Source organism: Tabrizicola piscis, assembly GCF_003940805.1.
GTDB lineage: Bacteria > Pseudomonadota > Alphaproteobacteria > Rhodobacterales > Rhodobacteraceae > Tabrizicola > Tabrizicola piscis.
Window position 1 is genome coordinate 990,601 of the sequence record NZ_CP034328.1, and the last position, 22,453, is coordinate 1,013,053.

Genomic DNA, 22,453 nt, shown 5'->3' on the forward strand with positions numbered 1-22,453 from the left:
GCTCATACGCTTGTCCAGGGAGGATACCATGACACTGACGCTTCGCGCGCTGCTTGGCGCGACTGTTTCGCTTACCCTAGCGGGTGCTGCGATGGCCGAAACCACGATCACCGTCGCGACCGTGAACAACGGCGACATGATCCGGATGCAAGGCCTGATGGACGACTTCTATGCCAAGCACCCCGACATCAAGGTCGAATGGGTGACACTGGAAGAAAACGTCCTGCGCCAGAACGTGACGACCGACATTGCCACCAACGGCGGCCAGTATGACGTGCTGACCATCGGCACCTATGAGGTTCCGATCTGGGGCAAGCAGGGCTGGCTGGCCAGCTTGAACGACCTGCCCGCCGACTATGACGTTGATGACCTGCTGCCTGCGATCCGCGGTGGCCTGACGGTCGACGGCAATCTGATGGCCTCGCCTTTCTACGGCGAAAGCTCGATGGTCATGTATCGCACCGACCTGATGGAGGCTGCCGGTCTGACCATGCCGGATGCCCCGACTTGGGCCGATATCGAAGCCGCTGCCGCCGCGATGACCAACAAGGACGGCGAAGTCTACGGCATCTGCCTGCGCGGCAAGGCTGGCTGGGGCGAGAACATGGCCTTCCTGACCGCCATGTCGAACTCGTTCGGCGCGCGCTGGTTCGATGAGGCTTGGAAACCCCAGTTCGACAGCCCGGAGTGGAAGGCGACGCTGGACACCTATCTGCGCCTCATGACGGAATACGGCCCGCCCGGCGCTTCGAACAACGGCTTCAACGAAAACCTGACGCTGTTCCAGCAGGGCAAGTGCGGCATGTGGATTGATGCCACGGTTGCGGCATCCTTCGTCACCGGCGCGGATTCGACGGTGGCTGACAAGGTCGGCTTCGCCCTTGCGCCGGACAATGGCCTTGGCAAGCGCGGCAACTGGCTTTGGGCGTGGTCGCTGGCGATCCCGGCTTCTTCGACCAAGCAGGACGCAGCCAAGACCTTCATCAACTGGGCGACCAACAAGGACTACCTTGCCCTTGTCGCGTCCAAGGAAGGTTGGGCAAACGTGCCTCCGGGAACCCGGACGTCGCTTTACGCGAACCCGGAATATGCCGCGATCCCCTTCGCCAAGATGACGATCGACAGCATCAACTCGGCTGACCCGAACGCACCAACCGTACAGCCGGTGCCTTACGTCGGCGTGCAGTTTGTCGCCATCCCCGAGTTCCAGGGGCTGGGCACGTCGGTCGGTCAGGAGTTTTCGGCCGCTCTTGCCGGTCAGAAGACGGCGGATGAGGCACTTGCCGCCGCGCAGGCCCTTGTTACGGATGAAATGACGGCTGCGGGTTACATCCAGTAATCCTGCGCCCGACTGGGGCGGCCTCCCTCCCGGGGCCGCCCCACCATAGTCTCGGGCATGTACCGCCCGCAATCTGCCGCTGCCCCACCGGTCCAAGCGAAAGAGAGCCCCATGTCCACGCAATCGTCCCGCGCCGCCGCGCGCCTGATGCTATCCCCGACCGTCATCCTGCTGCTCATCTGGATGATCGTGCCGCTGGCAATGACGCTGTGGTTTTCTTTCCAGCGCTACAACTTGCTGTATCCCGAACGGTCCGGCTGGAACGATTTCGCCAACTACACCCGCTTTGTCGCGTCGCCAGCCTTCATGTCCGCCATCGCCAACACGCTGATCCTTGTCGTCGGTGTGCTGGTCATCACCATCGTCCTTGGCATCCTGATCGCCCTTCTGATCGACCAGCCGCTGTGGGGTCAGGGGGCAGTGCGCATCCTGACAATCTCGCCCTTCTTCATCATGCCCCCCGTGGCGGCGCTGATCTGGAAGAACATGTTCATGAACCCGACAAACGGGCTGTTTGCCGAGGCGTCCAAGTTCCTTGGACTCAGTCCCTATGATTTCCTCGGCCAAGCGCCGCTGGCGTCGATCATCCTGATCGTTGCCTGGCAATGGCTGCCCTTCGCCACGCTGATCCTGCTGACCGCGCTGCAATCACTGTCCTCCGAGGAGCTTGAGGCGGCCGAGATGGACGGCGCCCCGGCGATCAAGCGGTTCTGGTACATCATGCTGCCGCATCTGGCCCGGTCGATCACCGTGGTGGTCCTGATCCAGACGATCTTCCTCTTGGGCATCTTCGGCGAGATCCTTGTCACCACCAACGGCGGGCCCGGCACGGCGTCAACCACCCTGCCCTACCTGATCTACAAGGAGGCGCTGCTTGATTTCGACGTCGGTACCGCCGCCGCAGGTGGGGTGGTCGCCGTTGTCCTTGCCAACATCGTTGCCTTCTTCGCCATGCGGGCGATCGGCAAGAACCTGGAGGGGTAAAGCATGGCCCGGCATGTCACCACCCGCCGCAAGGCGATCAACACGGCCGCTGCTTGGTCTGTGGCAATCCTGCTGTTCTTCCCGATCCTGTGGACGATCCTGACGTCGTTCAAGCCCGAGGCGCAGGCCGTCGCGTCGCCGCCGATCTTCCTTGGCTTTGACTGGACGCTGCAGAACTACATCGACGTCAACGACCAACGCGACTATTTCCGGTTCTTCTGGAACTCGGTCATCATCGCTGTCGGCTCCACCGTCCTTGGCCTTGTCATAGCGATCCCGGCTGCCTGGTCGATGGCCTTTGTGCCCGGGCGCAAGACGAAAGACCTGCTGATGTGGATGCTGTCCACCAAGATGATGCCTGCGGTGGGCGTGCTGGTTCCGATCTACCTGATCTTCAAGACTCTTGGCCTTCTGGACAGCCGCATCGGCCTTGTCATCGTGCTGACCCTGATGAACCTGCCGATCATCGTCTGGATGCTTTACACCTACTTCAAGGAAATCCCCGGCGAGATTCTTGAGGCCGCGCGGATGGACGGCGCGTCGCTTGCGTCGGAAATCCTGTACGTCCTGACGCCGATGGCGATCCCGGGCATCGCCTCGACCCTTCTGCTCAACATCATCCTCGCCTGGAATGAATCCTTCTGGACGCTGAACCTGACCGTGTCCAACGCGGCCCCGCTGACCAAGTTCATCGCCAGTTTTTCCAGCCCGCAGGGCTTGTTCTACGCCAAACTCTCTGCCGCCAGCACGATGGCAATCCTGCCGATCCTCGTGCTGGGCTGGTTCAGCCAGAAACAACTCGTCCGCGGCCTGACCTTTGGCGCGGTGAAGTGAGGGAACAATGGGACAGATCACACTCCACCAGGTCCGCAAATCCTTTGGCGAGGTTGACGTCATTCCCGGCGTCGATCTTGAGATCAAGGATGGCGAGTTTGTCGTCTTTGTCGGCCCGTCCGGCTGCGGCAAGTCCACCCTTCTGCGACTGATCGCGGGGCTGGAGGATACCACCTCGGGCACCATCTCGATCGACGGCAAGGATGCCACTGCCCTGCCTCCGGCCAAACGGGGCCTTGCGATGGTGTTCCAAAGCTATGCGCTTTACCCGCACATGTCGGTCAAGAAGAACATCGGCTTTCCGCTGAAGATGGCCGGGATGGACCCCGCCGAAGCCGAAACCCGCATTCAGCGCGCGGCTTCGGTCCTGAACCTGACCAACTACCTTGACCGCAAACCCGGACAGTTGTCTGGCGGCCAGCGCCAGCGCGTTGCCATCGGCCGCGCCATCGTGCGGGAACCGGCGGCCTTCCTGTTCGATGAGCCCCTGTCTAACCTTGACGCAGCGCTCCGCGTCGGGATGCGGCAGGAGATCAGCGAACTGCACCAGTCGCTGAAGACCACGATGGTCTATGTCACCCATGATCAGGTCGAGGCGATGACCATGGCCGACAAGATCGTCGTCCTGAATGCCGGGCGGATCGAACAGGTCGGCAGCCCGCTTGACCTTTATCACAGCCCGAAGAACCTGTTTGTCGCAGGCTTCATCGGCAGCCCGAAGATGAACCTGATCGCGGGGCCCGAGGCGGCAAAGCACGGGGCCACGACCATCGGCATCCGGCCCGAACACATCACCGTCGGCGATGGGCCGTGGGAGGGTGTGGTTGGCCTGTCGGAACACCTTGGGTCTGACAGCTTCATCAAGGTTGATGTGGCGGGTGTAGGCATCATCAACGTGCGTGGCCCGGGTGAGCTTGGCGTTCATCACGGCGACAGGATCAGGCTTGCGCCTGCGGGAAAACTGCACCGCTTTGATGCCAACGGGATGGCCATGGCATGAGACTTGCAGGCAAGACCGCCCTCATCACCGGGGCAGCACGCGGTATCGGGTTTGAATTTGCCCGCGCCTATATCGCCGAAGGCGCAACCGTGGCGTTGGCGGATATCAATGCCGCAGCCTTGAACAAGGCTGTGGCCGAGCTTGGCCCGAAAGCCATTCCCGTGCAGATGGACGTAACCGCGCAAGACAGCATCGACGCCGGTTTTGCCAGCGTGATCGACCGGCTGGGGCATCTGGATATCCTGATCAACAACGCCGCCCTGTTCTCGGCCGCGCCTATCGCGGAAATCACCCGCGCCGATTATGACAAGCTCTTTGCCGTGAATGTCGCGGGCACGCTGTTCACGATGCAGGCCGCCGCGCGTCACATGATCCCGCGTGGGTCGGGCACCATCATCAACATGGCCAGTCAGGCCGGGCGGCGGGGTGAGGGGCTTGTTGCCGTCTACTGCGCCACCAAGGCCGCCGTCATCAGCCTGACCCAGTCGGCGGGCCTCGACCTTATCCGCCACGGCATCAACGTCAACGCCATCGCGCCGGGTGTGGTGGACGGTGAACACTGGGACGGCGTCGACGCCTTCTTCGCAAAGTACGAGGGCAAGGCCCCCGGTCAGAAGAAGCGTGAAGTGGGCGAGGCCGTCCCCTTCGGCCGCATGGGCACTGCGCAAGACCTGACCGGCATGGCGATCTTCCTTGCCACGCCGGAAGCGAAATACATCGTCGCCCAATGCTTCGGCGTGGACGGCGGCAACTGGATGGCCTGACCATGACCGCAAGCACCCCCTCTGTCGCCCTGCCCCGCTATGACCGCTCCAAGGTCACGCCGGGGATTGTCCATATCGGGCTTGGCAACTTTCACCGGGCCCATATGGCCGTTTATCTGGACGACCTGATGAACATGGGACTGGCCATGGACTGGGGCATCCTTGGTGCCGGGGTCCGCCCTGCCGATGCCGCCATGCGTAAAGCCCTTCTGGCGCAGGACTGCCTGTCCACCGTGATCGAGCTTGATCCCGCCGGCAAGACCGCCCGCCGTGTGGGGGCCATGGTGGGCTTCATCGAGGTGGCACCCGACAACGGCCCGCTGATCGCCGCCATGTCCCGGCCCGAGATCCGGATCGTCAGTCTGACGGTCACCGAGGGCGGGTATTTTGTCAGTGCCGAAACCGGCAGTTTCGATGCTTCGGCCCCGGCCATCGTCGCGGATGGCAAAACGCCGGATCGGCCCGCCACGGCCTTTGGTGCCATCGTTGCAGCCCTGCGCGCCCGACGGGCCGCTGGCATGGCCCCGTTTACCGTCATGTCCTGTGACAACCTTCCAGGCAATGGCCATCTGACCCGCGCCGCGGTGACGGGCACTGCGCGCCTGTCAGACCCGGAGCTTGCCGACTGGATCGACGCCCATGTCGCCTTTCCCAACGGCATGGTTGACCGCATCACCCCTGCCACCGGCCCGCGCGAACGCGAGATGGCCGCGAGCTTCGGCCTTCCGACGGATGACTTTCCCGTCACTTGTGAGCCTTTCAGGCAATGGGTGCTGGAGGATCACTTCCCCTCGGGCCGCCCGCCACTGGAAAAGGTCGGCGTGACCTTCACCGACGCAGTCCACGCCTATGAGACGATGAAACTGCGCATCCTGAACGGGGGTCATGCCATCATAGCCTACCCCGGGGGGCTGCTAGACATAGACTATGTGCATCAGGCGATGGGCGAGCCTTTGATCTCGGCCTTTCTGGACAAGGTGGAGCGAGAGGAGATCATTCCCTACGTCCCGCCAGTTCCCGGCACCGATCTTGGGGCCTATTACAGCCTGATCCGCGAGCGTTTCTCGAACCCCGAAGTGGCCGACACCGAACACCGGCTGTGTTTTGACGGATCAAACCGGCAGCCCAAGTTCATCCTGCCCAGCCTGCGCGATGCCTTGGCGGCGGGGGGCAGCATCGAAGGGCTGGCGCTGGAATGCGCGCTGTGGTGCCGGTATTGCCATGGCACCAAGGACAATGGCGCTGTGACCCCGCCCAACGACCCCAACTGGGACCAGTTGACGTCGCTGGCCCGCGCGGCGCGTCAGGACCCGCTGGTATGGCTGGGCCTGACCGAGCTTTACGGCGAAATTGGTCAGGATCCGCGCCTGCGCGAGGCGTTCTCCCGCCACCTGAACCGCCTTTGGCAGGTTGGAACGGCCGAGGTGTTGCACGCTTACTTGGCGTCCGGTCAGCGATAGGGCGTCACCAAGGCCCGCAGATCGACCCTTGCCCGCAGGCGCGCGGCCAGAAGGTACATGCCGCCGATCTTGCGATGCAGAAACAGCGTTTCGGCGGGCGGGACATGCATCAGGTCCCGGTCGGTGCCGATGGCAAGCCCCATGTCGCGCAGACGGTCCAGCAGATCAGAGCGGCCAAAGTCAAAGGGTGTATCCTGGCGGAGTGGCTCCATCGCCGTGTCGAACATGCGCAGGATGAGGGCCTGATGCTGCGGTGCGGTGGCCGGGCCGAAGTAGCCGATCTTCAGCATGGCCGCGTGGATTGCACTGGCATCGCGGTCAAGGGCAGCATTCAGCAGTGTCCGGAACGTCTGGCTGAGCGCGGGATCAACTGCGCGAACGGCGCCGAAATCCAACAGTACAATGCGCCCGGTTTTGGGATCGACGCGGTAGTTGGCAAGATTGGGATCGGTCTGCATGGCATGGAAATTGAACAGCTCACGCAGCACTAGGTCGATCAGGTTGGCGGCAGCTCGGTCTCGGACGGGCTGGGGGGCGGACTCCAGCGTGTCGATGGCTTGGCTTTCGACGTAGGTCATGGCCAGCACCCGCCCCGTGCTCAAATCGTCCTGCAGCCGGGGCAGGATGAAGTCCGTCGATCCGTCCAGCAGATCCCCAAAGCGGCGCAGGTGGGCGGCTTCAGCGGCATAGTCCGCCTCTTCATGCAACTGCGACTTCGCGGCGCTGAGGAGGGGGGAAATGTCCATTCCCTTCGGTAGAAGACCGGGAAGGCGCAGGATCGCGGCCATGTTGTCGACATCGCTGTCGATACTGGCGCGGACGCCGGGGTATTGCACCTTGATCGCCAGCACCCGCCCATCCCGGGTTTCCGCACGGTGGACCTGCCCGATCGAAGCCGCTGCGAAGGGCCGCACGTCAAAGCGCCGGAAGCGCGCCAGCCAGCCCGTGCCCCATTCCCCATTCAGCACGTCGCGCAACTGATCCGGTGGCATCGGACGGGCATCGTCGCGCAGGGTGGCCAGGATCGAGGTCAGTTGCGGCGACAGGACGATCCCGCTGTCCATCGACAGCATCTGGCCAAGTTTCAATGCTGCCCCGCGCATGTGGGCCAGTCCCGATGTCAGGCGCATCGCGTTCGAAGGTGTCAGCAGCAGGTCTTGCAAGCCCGGCCGCTGACCTTGCGCCAACTGCCTCAGTCCCCCAGAGACTACGCCGCCCGCAATGCCGGCAACGATCCCGCCCATGTGCAGAAGCCGCACGCCGCGCCCGCTGGGAACCGGAGCGCCGCGCTTGTCTGCTGAATCGTCTTTCACGTCCTGCGCCCATCCCTTTGCCCGGTGCCATAGGTGGGGCGTCACGGCAGATCGTCAAAGACGAACCGACGCAACAGAGACGAATCTGTCTTGCGCCGCGTCGCTGCCGATCACTTTTGCGACAGCCGTTTTTCTGCGCTGCGGCATCCGGCAGCGCCAAAGATTTGTGCAGATCGCTTCCACCTGCCTGCGGCGCCCGCCTGCCGCTTCGATCAGATTGATCGCCACCTGAAATCGGCGCCCCCTTTGTCTTGCTTGGGCGGTTCCAAGACAGTCGAGAGCGGCGGCGGTAAACGGGTTCACTGGTTCCCAAGGCGTCTCGCAAGAAGAAACGTGCTGCCACGCACTGCTGGCCGGTCTCATTGAATGAGGGGGCGCTGCGGGGAGCCTGATGGGGGAATGACCATGAAACTGACCAGACGTACATTGTTGGCATCCGGAATTGCCGCGCTTTCCTTGCCCCGCGTTGCCTTTGCCCAGGCCGAGACCATCAAGGTCGGCGTGCTGCATTCGCTTTCGGGGACGATGGCGATTTCGGAAACGACGCTGAAAGACACCATGCTTATGCTGATCGAAGCGCAGAACGCCAAGGGCGGTCTTCTCGGCAAGCAGCTTGAGGCGGTGGTCGTCGACCCGGCCTCGGACTGGCCGCTGTTTGCCGAAAAGGCGCGGGAACTGCTGACCGTGTCGAACGTCGACGTGATGTTCGGCTGCTGGACCTCGGTGTCGCGGAAGTCCGTCCTGCCGGTGATCGAGGAACTCAATGGCCTGCTGTTCTACCCGGTGCAGTACGAAGGTGAGGAATCGTCGAAGAACGTGTTCTACACCGGTGCAGCCCCGAACCAGCAGGCGATCCCTGCAGTGGATTACTACCTGGAGGAACTGGGCGTCACAAAATTCGCGCTTCTGGGGACGGACTATGTCTACCCGCGCACCACGAACAACATTCTGGAAGCCTACCTGATCTCCAAGGGCATCCCGAAGGAGGACATCTTCGTCAACTACACCCCCTTCGGGCACAGCGACTGGTCGAAGATTGTGGGTGACGTGGTGGCCCTGGGTGCTGACGGCAAGAAGGTCGGCGTCATCTCGACCATCAACGGCGATGCAAACATCGGGTTCTACAAGGAACTGGCTGCCGCTGGCGTCACGGCCGACACGCTGCCCGTCGTCGCCTTCTCGGTCGGTGAGGAAGAGCTTTCGGGTCTGGACACCACCAACCTCGCCGGTCATCTGGCGGCTTGGAACTACTTCATGTCGGCTGACACCCCGGAAAACGCCGCCTTCATCGCGGCCTGGAAGGCCTTCATCAAGGATGACGCGCGCGTCACGAACGACCCGATGGAAGCGCATTACATCGGCTTCAACATGTGGGTGAACGCGGTCACCGCCGCAGGTACGACCGAGGTGGATGCGGTTTCGGCTGCGATGATCGGGCAGGAGTTCCCGAACCTGACCGGCGGGATCGCCAAGATGCTGCCGAACCACCACCTGACCAAGCCGGTGCTGATCGGCGAAATCCGCGCCGATGGGCAGTTCGACATCATCAGCCAGACCGACCCGGTCCCCGGCGATGCATGGACCGACTATCTGCCGGAATCGGCGGTGCTGGAGGCCGATTGGGCCGAGCTGAAGTGCGGGATGTACAACACGGAAACCTCCACCTGCGTGCAGCTGAAGTCGAACTACTGATCCAGCGGGACAGTTTGCCGAAGGCGGACCCCTGTCACCTCCCCTCCCCCTGTGGGGAGGGGATGGGGGAGGAGGGCACCCCGCCTTACGCCGCTGGCCTGACGCAGCCCCCCACCCTCTCCCTCCCCCACAAAGGGGGGAGGGAAGCCCCCCTATCTGACCGCCGTCCCGCGGCCCAACGCCCGGAAATCCCATGCGCCTGACCGCCTTCCTTGTTGCGGCCTTCCTTTGGCTTCTGCCCTTGCCGGCGCTTGCGCAGGAGGCCGCCGCCATCGTGGCCGAGAACCGCGACCAGATTGAAAAGCCGTCACGCCAGACGATCGGACCGGTGATCACGGCGTTGGCGGGCAGTGGCGACCCAATGGCCGATGACATCCTCACCGCCTGGGGCGACCGGCGGCTTGTGGTGCGCAAATCCGACCGGGCGATGTTCATCGCCGTGGCAGAGGGGGACGGCTTTGCCCTGACCGCCCTTGATGGCTCCCCCGGTGGCACTATCGCAAAGGCCGACGTGACCGAGTTGAAGCCCAATGCCGGGGTGCGCGGCCTGATCGCCACCGCGCTGGTGCAGTTCACCCTGTCAGACCCAGATCCAACGATCCGGGCAGCCGCCCTTGCCTCAATCGCCCGCGATCCGACGGCTGAGGCATTGGATCCTCTGCGCGCCTCCCTCGAATCCGAGGCTGACCCGGCCTTGAAGGTGCAGAAGGAACGGCTGGAGCGTTTTCTGACCCTGCGGTTCGACCCTGATCCGACTGCCCGCGTGGCTGCGATCGAAAGCCTTGGCGCCGACCCTGCGCTGGACGTGCGTGCCGCCCTGAACCCGCTGGTCGCCACCACCCGCGCAGCCAGCCTTGGGCAGCCCTCCGGCAACATCGCCCGACCCCTGTTCCCCGGCACCGACCTGACCGAGGTCGAGGCCTATGACCTGTTGGTTGCTGCCAACCTCGCCCCTGCCCGCCTGACGCTGGAGGAACAGCGCGCGGCGCTTGTGGCAAACATCGTGGACGGGGTGGTCGGCGGCGTCCCGGTGGCCGAGTTGAACAGCCAGGCCGCCCGCGACCGCGCCTATACCGCGCTTGAGGTGGCCGGCACAGTTCCCACTGCGGCCACCGATGACGAGGTGACCGCCGCACTGGCTGCCCACAGCTTCTTCGAGGTCTATGTAGAGCCTGACGCCGCTGTCACATCGGCCGCAACAGCCGCCCTGACCAGTATCGACCGCAAGGTCGGCCTGATGCAGGCCGCCGACCTTGGCCTTGATGCCCTGTCCCTTGCCGCGATCTTCTTTCTCGCCGCCATCGGCCTTGCCATCACCTTCGGCGTGATGGGCGTGATCAACATGGCGCATGGTGAGTTCATCACGATGGGCGCCTATACTGGGTTCGTCGTCCAGCTTTTCGTCCCGGACTACACCCTGTCGATCCTGATCGCTCTGCCCTTGGCCTTCATCGTCACCTTTGCCGCAGGGGTGGCGATGGAGCGTCTGGTGATCCGTCACCTTTACAAACGCCCGTTGGAGACGCTGCTGGCCACTTTCGGCATCTCCATCGCGCTGCAGCAGATCCTGAAGAACGTGTTCGGTACGCAAGCCCGCCCGCTGACAGCCCCCGGTTGGCTGGATGGCGCTCTGACCTTCAACGATGTCGTCTCGATCAGCTACATCCGCATTGCAATCTTCGTGCTGGCCCTGATCTTCCTCGCCTTCTTCCTTTACCTGATGAAGCGCACCCGCCTTGGCCTTGAAGTCCGCGCCGTCACCCAAAACCCCGCCATGGCCGCCAGCATGGGCATCAACCCCGACCGCATCAATATGCTGACGTTCGGCCTCGGGAGCGGCATCGCGGGCATCGCCGGGGTGGCCATCGGCCTTTACGCCAAGGTCACGTCCGAGATGGGCGCGGATTACATCGTGCAATCCTTCATGACCGTGGTCGTCGGCGGTGTCGGCAACGTCTGGGGAACCCTCGCCGGGGCCACGATGATCGGCTCCTTGCAGAAGGTGATCGAGTTCCTGAACCCGTCCAACACCCTCGCCGCACAGACCTACATGATTCTCTTCATCATCCTTTTCATCCAGTTCCGGCCGCGGGGCATCATCGCCTTGCGTGGTCGCGCGGCGGGGGATTGACCATGATCGTTTTCCTGACCGCCAGACTGGGGCACCTCCCCTCCCCCTCGTGGGGAGGGGATGGGGGTGGGGGGCCCACTGCAAGATCCGACGCGGCTTTTGCTGGGGCCCCCCCACCCCATCCCTCCCCCACAAAGGCGGGAGGGAGGCGTTTTCCTCGGCAAGCCATCGCCCTTCGGCAACAGAGGCGGCCCGATGACCCGCAAGAGCTTTTTCGCCCAGAACCCCTCTGCCCTGATCTTCATCGCCTGTCTTGCGCTCTTCACCCTCGCCGTGACTATCGCGTCCGAGGCTTACGGTGTGGGCTTTCTCTCAACCTCATTCGTCAAGACCCTTGGAAAGACGCTCTGCCTTTGCCTTGTCGCCCTCGCGATGGACCTGATCTGGGGCTATGCGGGCATCCTTTCCCTCGGCCACATGGCCTTCTTCGCCCTTGGCGGCTACATGATCGGCATGTGGCTGATGTACGCGCGGACCGAGGAGATCGTGGTCACGGCCCTGGCCCAAAGCGGCCTGCCCGCAACCCCGGAGGAGGTCACCCAAGGCATCGCCACCCAGATCTTCGGTGTCGTCGGGTCCTCCGACCTGCCGGTGATCTGGAGCTTTGCCCACTCTCTTCCCCTGCAACTGATGCTAGCGCTGGCTGTCCCAGGCCTTCTTGCATTGGTTTTTGGCTGGCTTGCCTTCCGGTCCCGCGTGACGGGGGTTTACCTGTCGATCCTGACTCAGGCGATGACTCTCGCCCTTGCGCTGTACCTGTTCCAGAACGATAGCGGCCTGCGTGGCAACAACGGGCTTTCGGGACTACAGAACCTGCCGGGGCTTGCCGATACGTCACAGGATGCCGTTTCGATGTGGTTCTTCTGGGCCTCGGCTGCAGCCCTTGGCTTGGGCTACCTCACGCTCAGCTGGATCGTGTCGGGCAAGTTCGGTTCAGTCATCCGTGCGATCCGGGATGATGAGGCGCGGGTGCGGTTCCTTGGCTACCCGGTGGAAATCTACAAGCTGTTCATTTTCACCCTGACCGCCCTGATCGCGGCCCTTGCCGGTGTGCTGTATTACCCGCAGGCAGGGATCATCAACCCGGCGGAATTGGCCCCCATCGCGTCGATCTACCTTGCGGTCTGGGTGGCCATCGGTGGCAGGGGCAGGCTTTACGGGGCGGTCATCGGGGCGGCTTTCGTATCGCTTCTGTCCAGTGTCTTCACCTCGGGCCGCTTGCCGAACATCCCGCTTGGGCCGGTTTCGTTGAACTGGGTCGACTGGTGGCTTGTCCTGCTTGGCGCGGCCTTTGTTGCCGTCACGCTTTTCGCCCCAAAGGGGATCGGCGGCCTTTTCGACCGGTTCCAGCGGATCGGGACACCCGACCGCAAGGGTGCGCAGCTTGGCCCTGATGACGGCAGTCTGCAGGAACAGGAGGGGCGGACATGACGGCCCTGCTTGAGGTTTCCGGTGTCTCTGTCACCTTTGACGGCTTTCGCGCGATCAACAATCTGTCATTTTCGATCGGCGACGCGGAACTTCGCGCCATCATCGGGCCGAATGGTGCAGGCAAGACGACCTTCATGGACATCGTGACCGGCAAGACCAGACCCGATCAGGGCAGCGTGACCTTCGGCGAACGCTCGGTTTCGCTGCTGTCCATGAACGAGGCGCAGATCGCCCGTGAAGGCGTGGGCCGCAAGTTCCAGCGCCCCACCGTGTTCGAGGATCAGACTGTCGAAGCCAACCTGATCCTGGCCCTGAAAGCCCCGCGCAGCCCGTGGCGGGTGCTGCTTTGGAAACCGCAAGCCTCCGACCTTGACCGGGTCCGCGCCCTTGCAGACGAAGTCGGCCTTGCCGATCATTTGCAGCGCAAGTCGGGCGAGCTGAGCCACGGCCAGAAGCAATGGCTGGAGATTGCAATGCTGCTGGCCCAGGAACCGCGCCTCTTGCTGGTCGACGAACCGGCCGCGGGGATGACCCCGGCCGAACGGGAACAGACGACAACCCTGTTGGTCAGTCTGGCCAAGACGCGCGCCGTCGTGGTGGTGGAACATGATATGGAATTTGTCCGCAGGCTCAAATGCCGGGTAACGGTCCTGCATGAAGGCAGCGTGCTGGCCGAGGGCTCGCTTGATCACGTCACACGCGATCCACAGGTGATCAGCGTCTATCTGGGGCGTGGATAATGCTGGAAACCCAAGGCCTTACTCTGCACTACGGTGGCAGCCAGATTCTGCACGGCATCGACTTTGCGGCCAAGACCGGCGAAGTGACCTGCATCATGGGGCCAAACGGCGTCGGCAAGACGTCGTTCCTCAAGGCCTTGGCGGGCACCCACCCCCGGTCTGGCGGCACGGTTACGCTGGACGGCCAGACCCTGCCCGTGTCGCGCGCGCAAGACATGGCGCGGCGCGGCTTGTCGGTGGTGCCGCAGGGCCGGATGATCTTTCCCTTGCTAACAGTGCGCGAAAACCTTGAGACGGCCTTCGCTGTCCTGCCCAAGGCGGACCACCAGATCCCCGATGAGGTGTTTACGCTGTTCCCGATCCTGAAGGACTTCCTGCACCGTCGCGGGGGCGACCTGTCCGGTGGGCAACAGCAGCAACTTGCCATCGCCCGCGCCTTGATCATGAAGCCGAAGGTGCTGCTCCTGGACGAGCCGACCGAGGGCATCCAGCCCAATGTTATCCAGCAGATCGGCCATGTGCTGGAATATCTCAAGGCCAAGGGCGACATGGCAATCGTTCTGGTCGAGCAGTATTTCGAATTCGCCTATGGTTTGGCGGATCAGGTCTATGTCTTCCGGCGCGGCACTGTGTCCGCTTCGGGACGGACCGACAGCTTCGACAAGGCCGCGCTGCGAGCGGCAGTTTCCGTCTGAAACGGCTCCTCGGCGGAGGAGCCCGCTTCGCGTCCCTTATGGGGGCGCATAGATTGACGAACCCCGCCAAGACCTTGATAACGACATGGCTTCCCAAGGAAAAAGCCACAGCAGCGCCGCGTCGTCGGCAGTCGGTCTCAGCATGGACGTTATATCCCTTGTCGGCATTGTAGCCGTGCTGTTCATCGTGATCAGCCTGAGCGAGCCTTTGGCCGACTGGTCGCGGCTTCCGTACACTGTGGTTCTGGCCATTCTGGGCACGCTGATCGGGATCGTCGCGACCTATCTGGTCCAGCAAGGGCAAGCAGTGTCCGAGCTTGGCCCGGCGGTGGAGGCTTTCGAGTTCAGCATTCGCGCGAATGTGTTCCTCTATGTCCTGCTGCCGACCCTGCTGTTTCAGGTGGCGCTGGGGCTGAACCTGCGGCGGATGGCCGAGGACTGGGTGCCCATTCTGGTATTGGCAGTCGTGGCTGTGGTGGTGGCGACCTTTGCCATTGGCCTCGCGCTCCAGCCTTTCACCACGCTGCCCCTTGTAGCCTGCCTGCTGCTGGGGTCGATCGTGGCGACGACCGACCCGTCAGCGGTTGTGTCGATCTTTCGCAACATTGCCGCGCCACAGCGCCTGACCCGCATTGTCGAGGGCGAAAGCCTGCTGAACGACGCTGCGGCGATTGCCCTGTTCGGGTTCTTCCTGACCTTCGTGATGCTGGGCGTGCCCAATCCGACATTGAGAGATGCGCTGGTCGGCTTTCCCACGCTGATCTTCGGCGGGATCGCGACGGGCTGGTTCCTGGGGCGCATCTGCCTTGGGGTTCTGTCCTGGCTGGGTCGCTATCCGCTGGCACAGGTGTCGTTGAGCGTGGCCCTGCCCTATGCCGCCTATCTTATTGCAGATCAGGCCCTTGGCGTGTCGGGCGTGATCGCCGTGGTCATGGCGGGGATGACCTTGAACTATCTTGGACCGGGGCGCATGTCGCCCACGAACTGGACGAACCTGCGTGAAGTCTGGGATGTTCTGGCGCATTGGGCCGGGGCGCTGATCTTCCTGCTCGCGGCGCTGCTGGTGCCGAGGCTCTTGGGGGATGTGCGGCTTTACGACCTGTTCCTGATCGGTGTCGTCGTCGTGGCGGCCACTGTTGCCCGGCTGTTCATGCTTTACGGAATCCTCCCCTTGCTGACGATCCTGCGGCTGTCGCCCCGGGTGGATCCACCGTATCGCGTGGCAATCCTGTGGGGCGGTCTGCGCGGGGCGGTCACCCTTGCCCTCGCGCTGGCCGTGTCCGAGAATTTCCGCGTGCCGGCCGATGTAAAGCGTGACGTCGGTATTCTGGCCACCGGCTTTACCCTGTTCACCCTTCTGGTGCAGGGAACGACGCTGCGCTGGGTTATTTCGCTGCTTGGGCTGGACAGGCTGGCCCCGATTGACCGGGCGCTTTCCAACCAGGTCATCGCGGTCGCGCTGCAGAACGTGCGCGAAGAGGTGGCGGAAACCGCCAAGAACCACGAGCTGACCCATGACATCGTCCGGTCCGAAGCCAAGCGCTTTGCCGCCCGGCTGGACGGCGCGATGCAAAAGGCCGAAGCGGCCGACGACATTCCCGACCGGGACAGGATCACTTTGGGCCTTGTCGCCCTCGCCGGGCGCGAGCGTGATCTGATCCTTGAGGCGTTCCGCGAACAGTTGATCTCAACCCGGTTGGCCGAACAGATGCTGTCGGACGCCGACCGCCTGATCGAACGCACCCGGGCCGGAGGCCGTGAGGAATATCGCGCGGCCGGGCGTCTCAGCCTTGCGCAGGGGCGCGGGTACCGGTTTGCGAACATGCTGCACAACCGGCTGCGCGTTTCGGGGATGCTGGCAGGGCTTACGGCCGACCGGTTCGAGATCCTGTTGAACCTGCGACTGATCCTGCGCGACCTGCACGGCTATATCGACGCCAAGATCCGCCGCATCCACGGACGGCGGGTTGCCGACCTGCTGCACGAGTTGCTGAAGCGGCGTGAGGATCAGATCCAGTCCGCGCTGGAAGGCCTGCGCCTGCAATACCCCGGCTATGCCGAAGAGATTGAACGACGTTTCCTGCGCCGCACGTCGCTGCGGTTGGAAGAGCGTGAGTACGATGTGCTGCTGGCAGACGGGATCATCGGCAAGGAACTTTACACGACCCTGAAGCAAGAGCTGGCCACCAAACGCCGGACCGTCGAGACGCGGCCGCCGCTTGACCTTGCGGTGCAGAAATCCGAACTGGTCCGCCAGTTTCCGCTGTTCACCGAGATGGACGATGAAAGCCGCCGACAGCTTTCAGCAGCGCTGCGCACACGCTATGTCCAGCCGGGTGATGTGCTGCTGCGCAAGGGCGATGTCCCGCGCGAGGTCAGCTTTATTGCGTCGGGCGCCGTTGAAATCGACACCGCCGGGCAGAAGTTCCGGCTGGGCCGGGGCGAGATGTTCGGGCAGCTTTCGCTGCTCAGCGGCCGCACCCGCCGCACGCAGGCCACCGCCATCAGCCATACAACGCTTCTGGTGCTGGACGAGGCGCGGTTTCGCAAACTCTTGAAGCGGAATCAGGATGTGCGGTCAGCCGTTCTGGAAAGCGCGGAACGCCGTGGCCTTGACGCTGAGGCACTACAGCTTTGATCCGGCATTGCCTGCACTCTCTGGACATTCGCGCATTCCTTGAAAACTATCGCGGCGGCTTGTGGCCTTGGGCCATCACTCATCCGGATGACCCAGAATGACCAACCTTCCCCGCATCGTCTTGGCCCTTTTGATCGGGACCGTGGGCGGGGCGGCCTTCTATGCATTGAACCTGCCCTTGCCATGGATGCTGGGCGCGCTGTTCGCCACCATGGTCGCGTCGGTCGCCAAGGCACCGATCCTTGGCCCCGCCCGGATCCGGCCCGCCGTGGTTGCCGTGATCGGCGTTCTGCTTGGGTCGCGGTTCACCACTGATTTTCTTGAACAGGCCAGCGGATGGATCGGCACGGTCGCAATCCTGATGGTCTATGTCGTCGTCGTCGCGGTGGTTGTCGTGCCGTTCTACCGGTTTGTCGGCAAGTTCGACTGGGTCACAGCCTACTTCGCCGGGATGCCGGGCGGCCTGACCGAGATGATCGAGATCGGCGAGGCGAATGGCGCAAAGCCCGCCCCGATCATCCTGGCCCACAGCCTGCGGATTGTCGTGACCATTTCGCTGATCGCGATCTGGTTTCGCATCGTGCAGGGCCAAGATGTCGGGGCATCAAGCCTTAAGGCCGAGGCAGCGCTGTCATGGCTTGATGCAGCACTTCTGCTGGCATCAGCGATCTTCGGCAGCCTGCTTGGGACATGGCTGCGCTTTCCTGCCCCCAGCTTTCTTGGCCCGCTTCTGCTGTCCGCGCTGCTTCACATCACCGGTGTCACCTCAAGCGTGCCACCTGCCTTGCTGGTGAATGTGGCACAAGTGATCCTGGGCACGGTCCTTGGGAGCAGGTTCCTTGGCATCAGCCCAAGGACGCTTGTGCCCGCAGCGGGGCTCAGCATCGGTGCGACACTGCTCACGATGGTCCTGGCCTATGGTGCGGCTTTGGTCATGACTGCCGTCGCGGGAAGCAGCACCGATCAGGCCATGCTGGCTTTGGCACCGGGGGGGCTGACCGAGATGGGGCTGATCGCACTGGCCATTCAGGCTGACGTTGCCTTCGTCGCGCTGCACCACGTCGTGCGGATCCTGTTTGTGATCGTGCTGGCCCCGCTTGCCTTCCACATCCTTGCGCGAAGGTCTGGGAAGTGACCGGATGTCTGGCGACAGTTTTGAGGCATGTCAGGCGCCTGCGGTTTCGCGCAAGGCCACGCCACCAGGCCTGCGGCGCGGCAAGGTCAGCGCGAACATCTGCGGCGTGAAGGCAAAGGCCAGCACCACCGACAGCGCCACGCCACCCGCAATCGACATGGCAAAGGGCGGCCAAAATCCCCCTCCGCCAAGGATCAGCGGCAGGAAGCCACCAACGGTCGTGATTGTGGTCGATGTGATGTGCCGTGCCGAGCCAGCAACCACATCGACCATTGCAGCCCGGTCCCCCGCGCTGGCGCGGGCATCCTCCTGCAGCGCAGACAGCACGATAAGTGCCGCGTTGATCGACACCCCGATCGACCCGATGACGCCGATGATCGCATTGATCCCGAAGGGATAATCGAAAATGGCCAGCGACAGCAGCGAAAGCCCCGCCGACATGCCCGCCACGGCAAACGAGATCAGCGTCAGCCGGAAGGAATTGAACGTCATGACCACCACGGCAATCGACAGCGTGATGATCAGCCCTAGGGGCGCGACCAAGGCCTGCACCGTAGAGTTGCGGGCATCGGAATCCCCGCCGGTCTCAAGCCTTATGCCGTCTGGCGGGCTGTAGCCTTCGGCAGTCAGCAAGGCCATCGCTTCGGCCAGGGCGACGGCGGGCAAGACGCCCGGCATGAGATAAGCCTGCACCGTGTTGACCCGTTCGCCATTGCGGTGGGTGATGGTGCTTTCCGATGGCTCCAGCCGCAAGGTGCCCAGCGTGGACAACGGCACTGCGGCAAAGGTCCCCGTCGCTGCCAAAGCCGCTGCGCCGGGCGGCAGGATCGGCATGTCACCGATGGCCATCGCGTCGTCGCGCAGACCCGCCCCCAAACGGACACGGACTGGCAGTTCCTCGGTCCCTTCCAGAAGTGACCCGCCGGTGACACCTTCCAGCCCCGCCTCCATCTGCCGCGCGATCTGGCCAAGGTCGAGGCCCAGAAGCCGCGCCCGCGCCTCGTCGACATCCAATGTCAGCTTCGGGGTGCCGCCCGAGATTCCGGTGCGCACCAGTGCCACTTGTGGCACTTCGGCGAGACGGGCGCGCAGGTCGTCACCTGCAAGGCGCAAGGCGTCGATATCCTGCCCGACAAGGCGAAGTTCCACCGGTGCGTTGACCGGCGGCCCTTGGGTCAGGCCCCGGATGACGAACCGCGCCTGCACAAAGGCCGCGGGCAGATTGGCCTGCAATTCTTCCAACAACCGTTGGGTCGCTGCAGCAGATTCGGTGCGGATCAGCGCCTGAGCAAAGGCCGGGGCCTGATCGCGGTCGCCAACCATGTTGTAATAGAAGGCCGGCGCCGACCGTCCCACCACCCACGCCACGTCAACCACGCCCTCAGCCGCCGCAAGCTTGGCGTCGATTTCGCGCACGATGCGCTGGGTCTCGACGATGCTGGTGCCGGGGGGCAGGTCCATCTCGATATGGAACTGGTCCCGGTCCACCCCCGGAAAGAACTGCGGGGTCAGGGTCGGCAAGGACACGAACCCCAGAGCCGGCAGGATCAGCGCCAGCGCCACGGTCCGCACCGGATTGGCCATCGACAAGGCCAGCACAGACCGCAGGCCGCGCATCAACAGACCGCCCCGCGCAGGCGTGCCATCGCCGGGGCGCAGCCACCGACCAGCAAGGGCCGGGGTGATCGTGATGGCCACGAAGAAGGACCATGCCAGCATCACGATCACCGCAATGGCGATGGAGCCGACGAAATCCCCCGCAGGCCCCGGCAGCAGCAGCAGGGGCAGAAAGGAAAGGATCGTCGTGACGGTCGAGGCCAGAAGGGGCATTGCCAAGCGGCGGACCGATTGCCCGACCGCCTCGATCGGCGGCAGGCCAGCGCGCAGGCTTTTGCCGATCTCGTCGGTCATGACAATGGCTGCATCAACCAGAAGGCCCAAGGCCACGATCAGGCCTGTGACACTCATCTGATGGATCGGCACCGCAAGGGCGTTCAGCGTAGCGACTGAGGCAAAGGTCACAACCGGAATGACCATTGCGACGATCAGCGCGGACCGCCCGCCCAGCGTGACGAACAGTACGGCGACGACCAGCGCCACACCCATCGCCATGTTCACCCCGACTTCGACAAGGCGTTCGGCGGTATAGCGGCTTTGGTCGAACACCGTCTCGACCGAAAGGCCCCAGGGCAGGATCGCAACCTGAGCGTTCACTGCAGCGCGGACGCTTGCCATCCAGCGGTCGACCTGCAACCCTTCGCTCAGTTTGGCCGAGATCAGGATGGCGGGCGCGCCCCGGAACAAGGCCGCTTCGGCCAGCGGCAGGCGTGGCCCGCGGGTGATTTCGGCGACGTCGCCCAGAAGGGTGACTCGCCCCGCCGCATCTTCCCGCAGGACGACAGCACGCAGGCGGTCAAGCGATGTGATCTCGCCCGTAAGCCCCAGAACAAGATCGGTTGCATCGCTTCGCAACCGGCCCGACTGCACCTTGGCATCAGCGGCACGCACTGCCGCCGACACGGCATCTGCCGTCAGACCAAGCGCTGCCAGTCGGTCGGGGTTCAGGGTGACCAGCACCTCTTCATCGGGCAGCCCGTGCAGGTCGACAAGGCTTGTCCCCGGCACGCGGCGCAGGATGTCTGCCAAGGCCTCGGCCTCGCGCGCGGCACGGGTCAGGCTGAAGCCTTCAGGCATGGTCAAGGCGAAGATCGCGGCATATCCACCCGCGCCGTCGCTGTCGAAATCCGGCTCAAGCACGCCCACGGGGAAGTCACGCTGCGCATCGGCCATGCCGTCGCGTACCTGTGCCCATAGCTGCTCGATCATCTCGGGTGCCACGGTCTCCACCAACTCGACCGAGATGACCGAGATGCCGGTGGCCGAGGTTGAGAAGACCTCGGCAATCTCGGGGATCGCGCGCAGTTCGGTTTCGATCTTTGCGGTGACCAGTGCTTCGACCCGCGCCGGGTCGGCGCCCGGGAATACGGTCGTGATCGTGGCGAAGATATTGGTGATGGTCGGATCTTCCTGCCGCCCGATGGACACCAGCGCCGAAGCGCCGGCGGACAGGATCACGAGAAGGGCGAGAAGAACAAGGCGCGGCTGGCGGAAGAAGAGAGTATCCATGGCCCTACTCCGTCTTGGGTGTGCTGTCCCGGACCAGCACAAGCTGACCGGGGGCAACGCGGTCGGGCGCTTGCGCCACGATGCGCGCGCCGGGCGGCAGCATGCCAGTCAGATACACCTGCGCACCGTCGCTGTGGATCACTTCGACAGCCGCGGGCACGGTTCGGTCACCGTCGGCTGTCGGTTCGATCGCCAGGACCGACCAACTGCCCCGCGCGCCTTCGCGCAGGGCTGAAAGCGGTGCCCAGAAGCCAGTGGCCTTCACTGTCTGGTCCAGGATCAGGGCGACGGTGTCACCAAGGACGGGATTCGCTTCTGCATCAAGCGTCAGGATCACAGATCGGCTGCGGGTGCTTGGGTCCAGATCGGGGCGGATCTGCCGGACTGCAGCCATCTGAACGGCCCCGCCATAGTCCACGCGGACCGCATCGCCCACCGCAAGACCGGCTGCAAGATCTGGCGGCAATCCCACCCGCACGCGGGCTGGACCCGAGTCGAACAGCACCAGAACCGTTTGCCCCGAGGCCACCGTCTGCCCGGGGTCGGCCAATCGATCCCCAATGCGGGCGGCAAATGGGGCCAGAAGCGCCGACTTCTCCAGCCGCACATCGACGCCAGCAATCCTTGCGCGGATCGCAGCCATTCCGGCTTCAGCCCGGGCCAGCGCCAGACGGGCATCGTCCAGCGCGGCGGTCGAGCGCCAGCCCTGTCCGTTCAGCCTGTCGTTGCGTGTCAGCGTCAACCTCGCAAGTTCGGCATCTGCCGCAAGGGCCGCAAGATCGGCCTCCAGCGCGGCGCGTTCCGGGATCAGCGCGCTGGTGTCCAGATGGGCCAGAACCGCGCCGGCGGCAACGACATCGCCTTCCTCGACCAACACCTCTGTGATGCGGCCACCCAGTTCAAACCCAAGGTCGGTGCGTGCGGCAGCCTCGACCTGCCCAACGAAACGACGAGTGACGGCGTAGCCATGCACGATCTCGACACGCAATGCGGCGACGGGCACTATTGGCGCCTCGACTGTGCGGGCGATTTGCGACGCGCCGGCAATCAGCCCTGCCCCACCGACGACCGCAGCGACGGACGCAGCCATGATTACCAACGTTCCCAAGCCTTGCAGCAGCTTGCGCCCTATTGGGGTTGTCCGTGTCATGTTGCGACCCATCCCGTGATC

Annotated in this window: 17 protein-coding genes; 13 read left to right on the forward strand and 4 right to left on the reverse strand. The window is 63.8% G+C overall.

Features of this window, described 5'->3' with window-relative positions; all coding sequences use genetic code 11:
- Positions 1-28: 28 nt before the first annotated feature.
- The 6 genes from EI545_RS04790 to EI545_RS04815 all read left to right on the forward strand — a co-directional run bounded on the left by EI545_RS04790 (position 29) and on the right by EI545_RS04815 (position 6,381).
- Complete coding sequence (locus EI545_RS04790; RefSeq protein WP_125324417.1) at positions 29-1,339, forward strand: ABC transporter substrate-binding protein; 1,311 nt, start codon at positions 29-31, stop codon at positions 1,337-1,339.
- A 111-nt stretch (positions 1,340-1,450) separates the two neighbouring features.
- Positions 1,451-2,323, forward strand: coding sequence for a carbohydrate ABC transporter permease (locus tag EI545_RS04795; RefSeq protein WP_125324418.1), 873 nt, complete (start codon positions 1,451-1,453; stop codon positions 2,321-2,323).
- A gap of 3 nt (positions 2,324-2,326) precedes the next feature.
- A complete protein-coding gene (locus EI545_RS04800; protein WP_125324419.1) occupies positions 2,327-3,157 on the forward strand; it encodes a carbohydrate ABC transporter permease in 831 nt (276 codons plus the stop codon).
- 7 nt (positions 3,158-3,164) lie between these two features.
- Positions 3,165-4,157: an ABC transporter ATP-binding protein gene (locus EI545_RS04805; RefSeq protein WP_125324420.1), complete on the forward strand. Its 993-nt coding sequence runs from the start codon at positions 3,165-3,167 to the stop codon at positions 4,155-4,157.
- The gene (locus EI545_RS04810) at positions 4,154-4,921 is read left to right on the forward strand and encodes an L-iditol 2-dehydrogenase (protein ID WP_125324421.1); all 768 of its coding nucleotides are present in this window, start codon (positions 4,154-4,156) and stop codon (positions 4,919-4,921) included. The genes EI545_RS04805 and EI545_RS04810 overlap by 4 nt, the downstream gene beginning before the upstream one ends.
- Positions 4,885-6,381 carry a mannitol dehydrogenase family protein gene (locus tag EI545_RS04815; RefSeq protein ID WP_245990291.1) on the forward strand — a complete coding sequence of 499 codons (1,497 nt, stop codon included), beginning with the start codon at positions 4,885-4,887 and terminating at the stop codon, positions 6,379-6,381. The genes EI545_RS04810 and EI545_RS04815 overlap by 37 nt, the downstream gene beginning before the upstream one ends.
- Here the strand turns inward: EI545_RS04815 and EI545_RS04820 are convergent.
- On the reverse strand, positions 6,372-7,694 hold the full coding sequence (locus tag EI545_RS04820) for an ABC1 kinase family protein (protein WP_425471630.1): 1,323 nt from the start codon (positions 7,692-7,694) through the stop codon (positions 6,372-6,374). The two genes, EI545_RS04815 and EI545_RS04820, sit on opposite strands and share 10 nt — an antisense overlap.
- Before the next feature lie 54 nt (positions 7,695-7,748).
- Positions 7,749-7,922, reverse strand: coding sequence for a hypothetical protein (locus EI545_RS21310; RefSeq protein WP_164517213.1), 174 nt, complete (start codon positions 7,920-7,922; stop codon positions 7,749-7,751).
- A gap of 177 nt (positions 7,923-8,099) precedes the next feature.
- Here EI545_RS21310 and urtA point away from each other — a divergent pair, with 177 nt between their 5' ends.
- The 7 genes from urtA (at position 8,100) to EI545_RS04855 (ending at position 18,156) form a co-directional block, all read left to right on the forward strand.
- Complete coding sequence (gene urtA / locus EI545_RS04825; RefSeq protein WP_125324422.1) at positions 8,100-9,386, forward strand: urea ABC transporter substrate-binding protein; 1,287 nt, start codon at positions 8,100-8,102, stop codon at positions 9,384-9,386.
- A gap of 193 nt (positions 9,387-9,579) precedes the next feature.
- Entirely contained in the window at positions 9,580-11,517 is a 1,938-nt protein-coding gene (gene urtB / locus EI545_RS04830) for an urea ABC transporter permease subunit UrtB (protein WP_125324423.1), read from the forward strand.
- 195 nt (positions 11,518-11,712) lie between these two features.
- Positions 11,713-12,948: an urea ABC transporter permease subunit UrtC gene (gene urtC, locus EI545_RS04835; RefSeq protein ID WP_125324424.1), complete on the forward strand. Its 1,236-nt coding sequence runs from the start codon at positions 11,713-11,715 to the stop codon at positions 12,946-12,948.
- The gene (urtD, locus tag EI545_RS04840; RefSeq protein ID WP_125324425.1) at positions 12,945-13,688 is read left to right on the forward strand and encodes an urea ABC transporter ATP-binding protein UrtD; all 744 of its coding nucleotides are present in this window, start codon (positions 12,945-12,947) and stop codon (positions 13,686-13,688) included. Before urtC ends, urtD begins: the two co-directional genes overlap by 4 nt.
- Complete coding sequence (urtE, locus tag EI545_RS04845; protein ID WP_164517214.1) at positions 13,688-14,383, forward strand: urea ABC transporter ATP-binding subunit UrtE; 696 nt, start codon at positions 13,688-13,690, stop codon at positions 14,381-14,383. The genes urtD and urtE overlap by 1 nt, the downstream gene beginning before the upstream one ends.
- A 142-nt stretch (positions 14,384-14,525) precedes the next feature.
- Complete coding sequence (locus tag EI545_RS04850) at positions 14,526-17,021, forward strand: cation:proton antiporter (protein WP_125324427.1); 2,496 nt, start codon at positions 14,526-14,528, stop codon at positions 17,019-17,021.
- A gap of 97 nt (positions 17,022-17,118) precedes the next feature.
- Entirely contained in the window at positions 17,119-18,156 is a 1,038-nt protein-coding gene (locus tag EI545_RS04855; protein WP_216842493.1) for an AbrB family transcriptional regulator, read from the forward strand.
- Between the two features lie 30 nt (positions 18,157-18,186).
- Here EI545_RS04855 and EI545_RS04860 read toward each other — a convergent pair whose 3' ends face one another.
- Positions 18,187-21,282: an efflux RND transporter permease subunit gene (locus EI545_RS04860; protein WP_125324428.1), complete on the reverse strand. Its 3,096-nt coding sequence runs from the start codon at positions 21,280-21,282 to the stop codon at positions 18,187-18,189.
- A 4-nt stretch (positions 21,283-21,286) separates the two neighbouring features.
- Complete coding sequence (locus tag EI545_RS04865; RefSeq protein ID WP_245990292.1) at positions 21,287-22,372, reverse strand: efflux RND transporter periplasmic adaptor subunit; 1,086 nt, start codon at positions 22,370-22,372, stop codon at positions 21,287-21,289.
- Positions 22,373-22,453 lie beyond the last annotated feature (81 nt).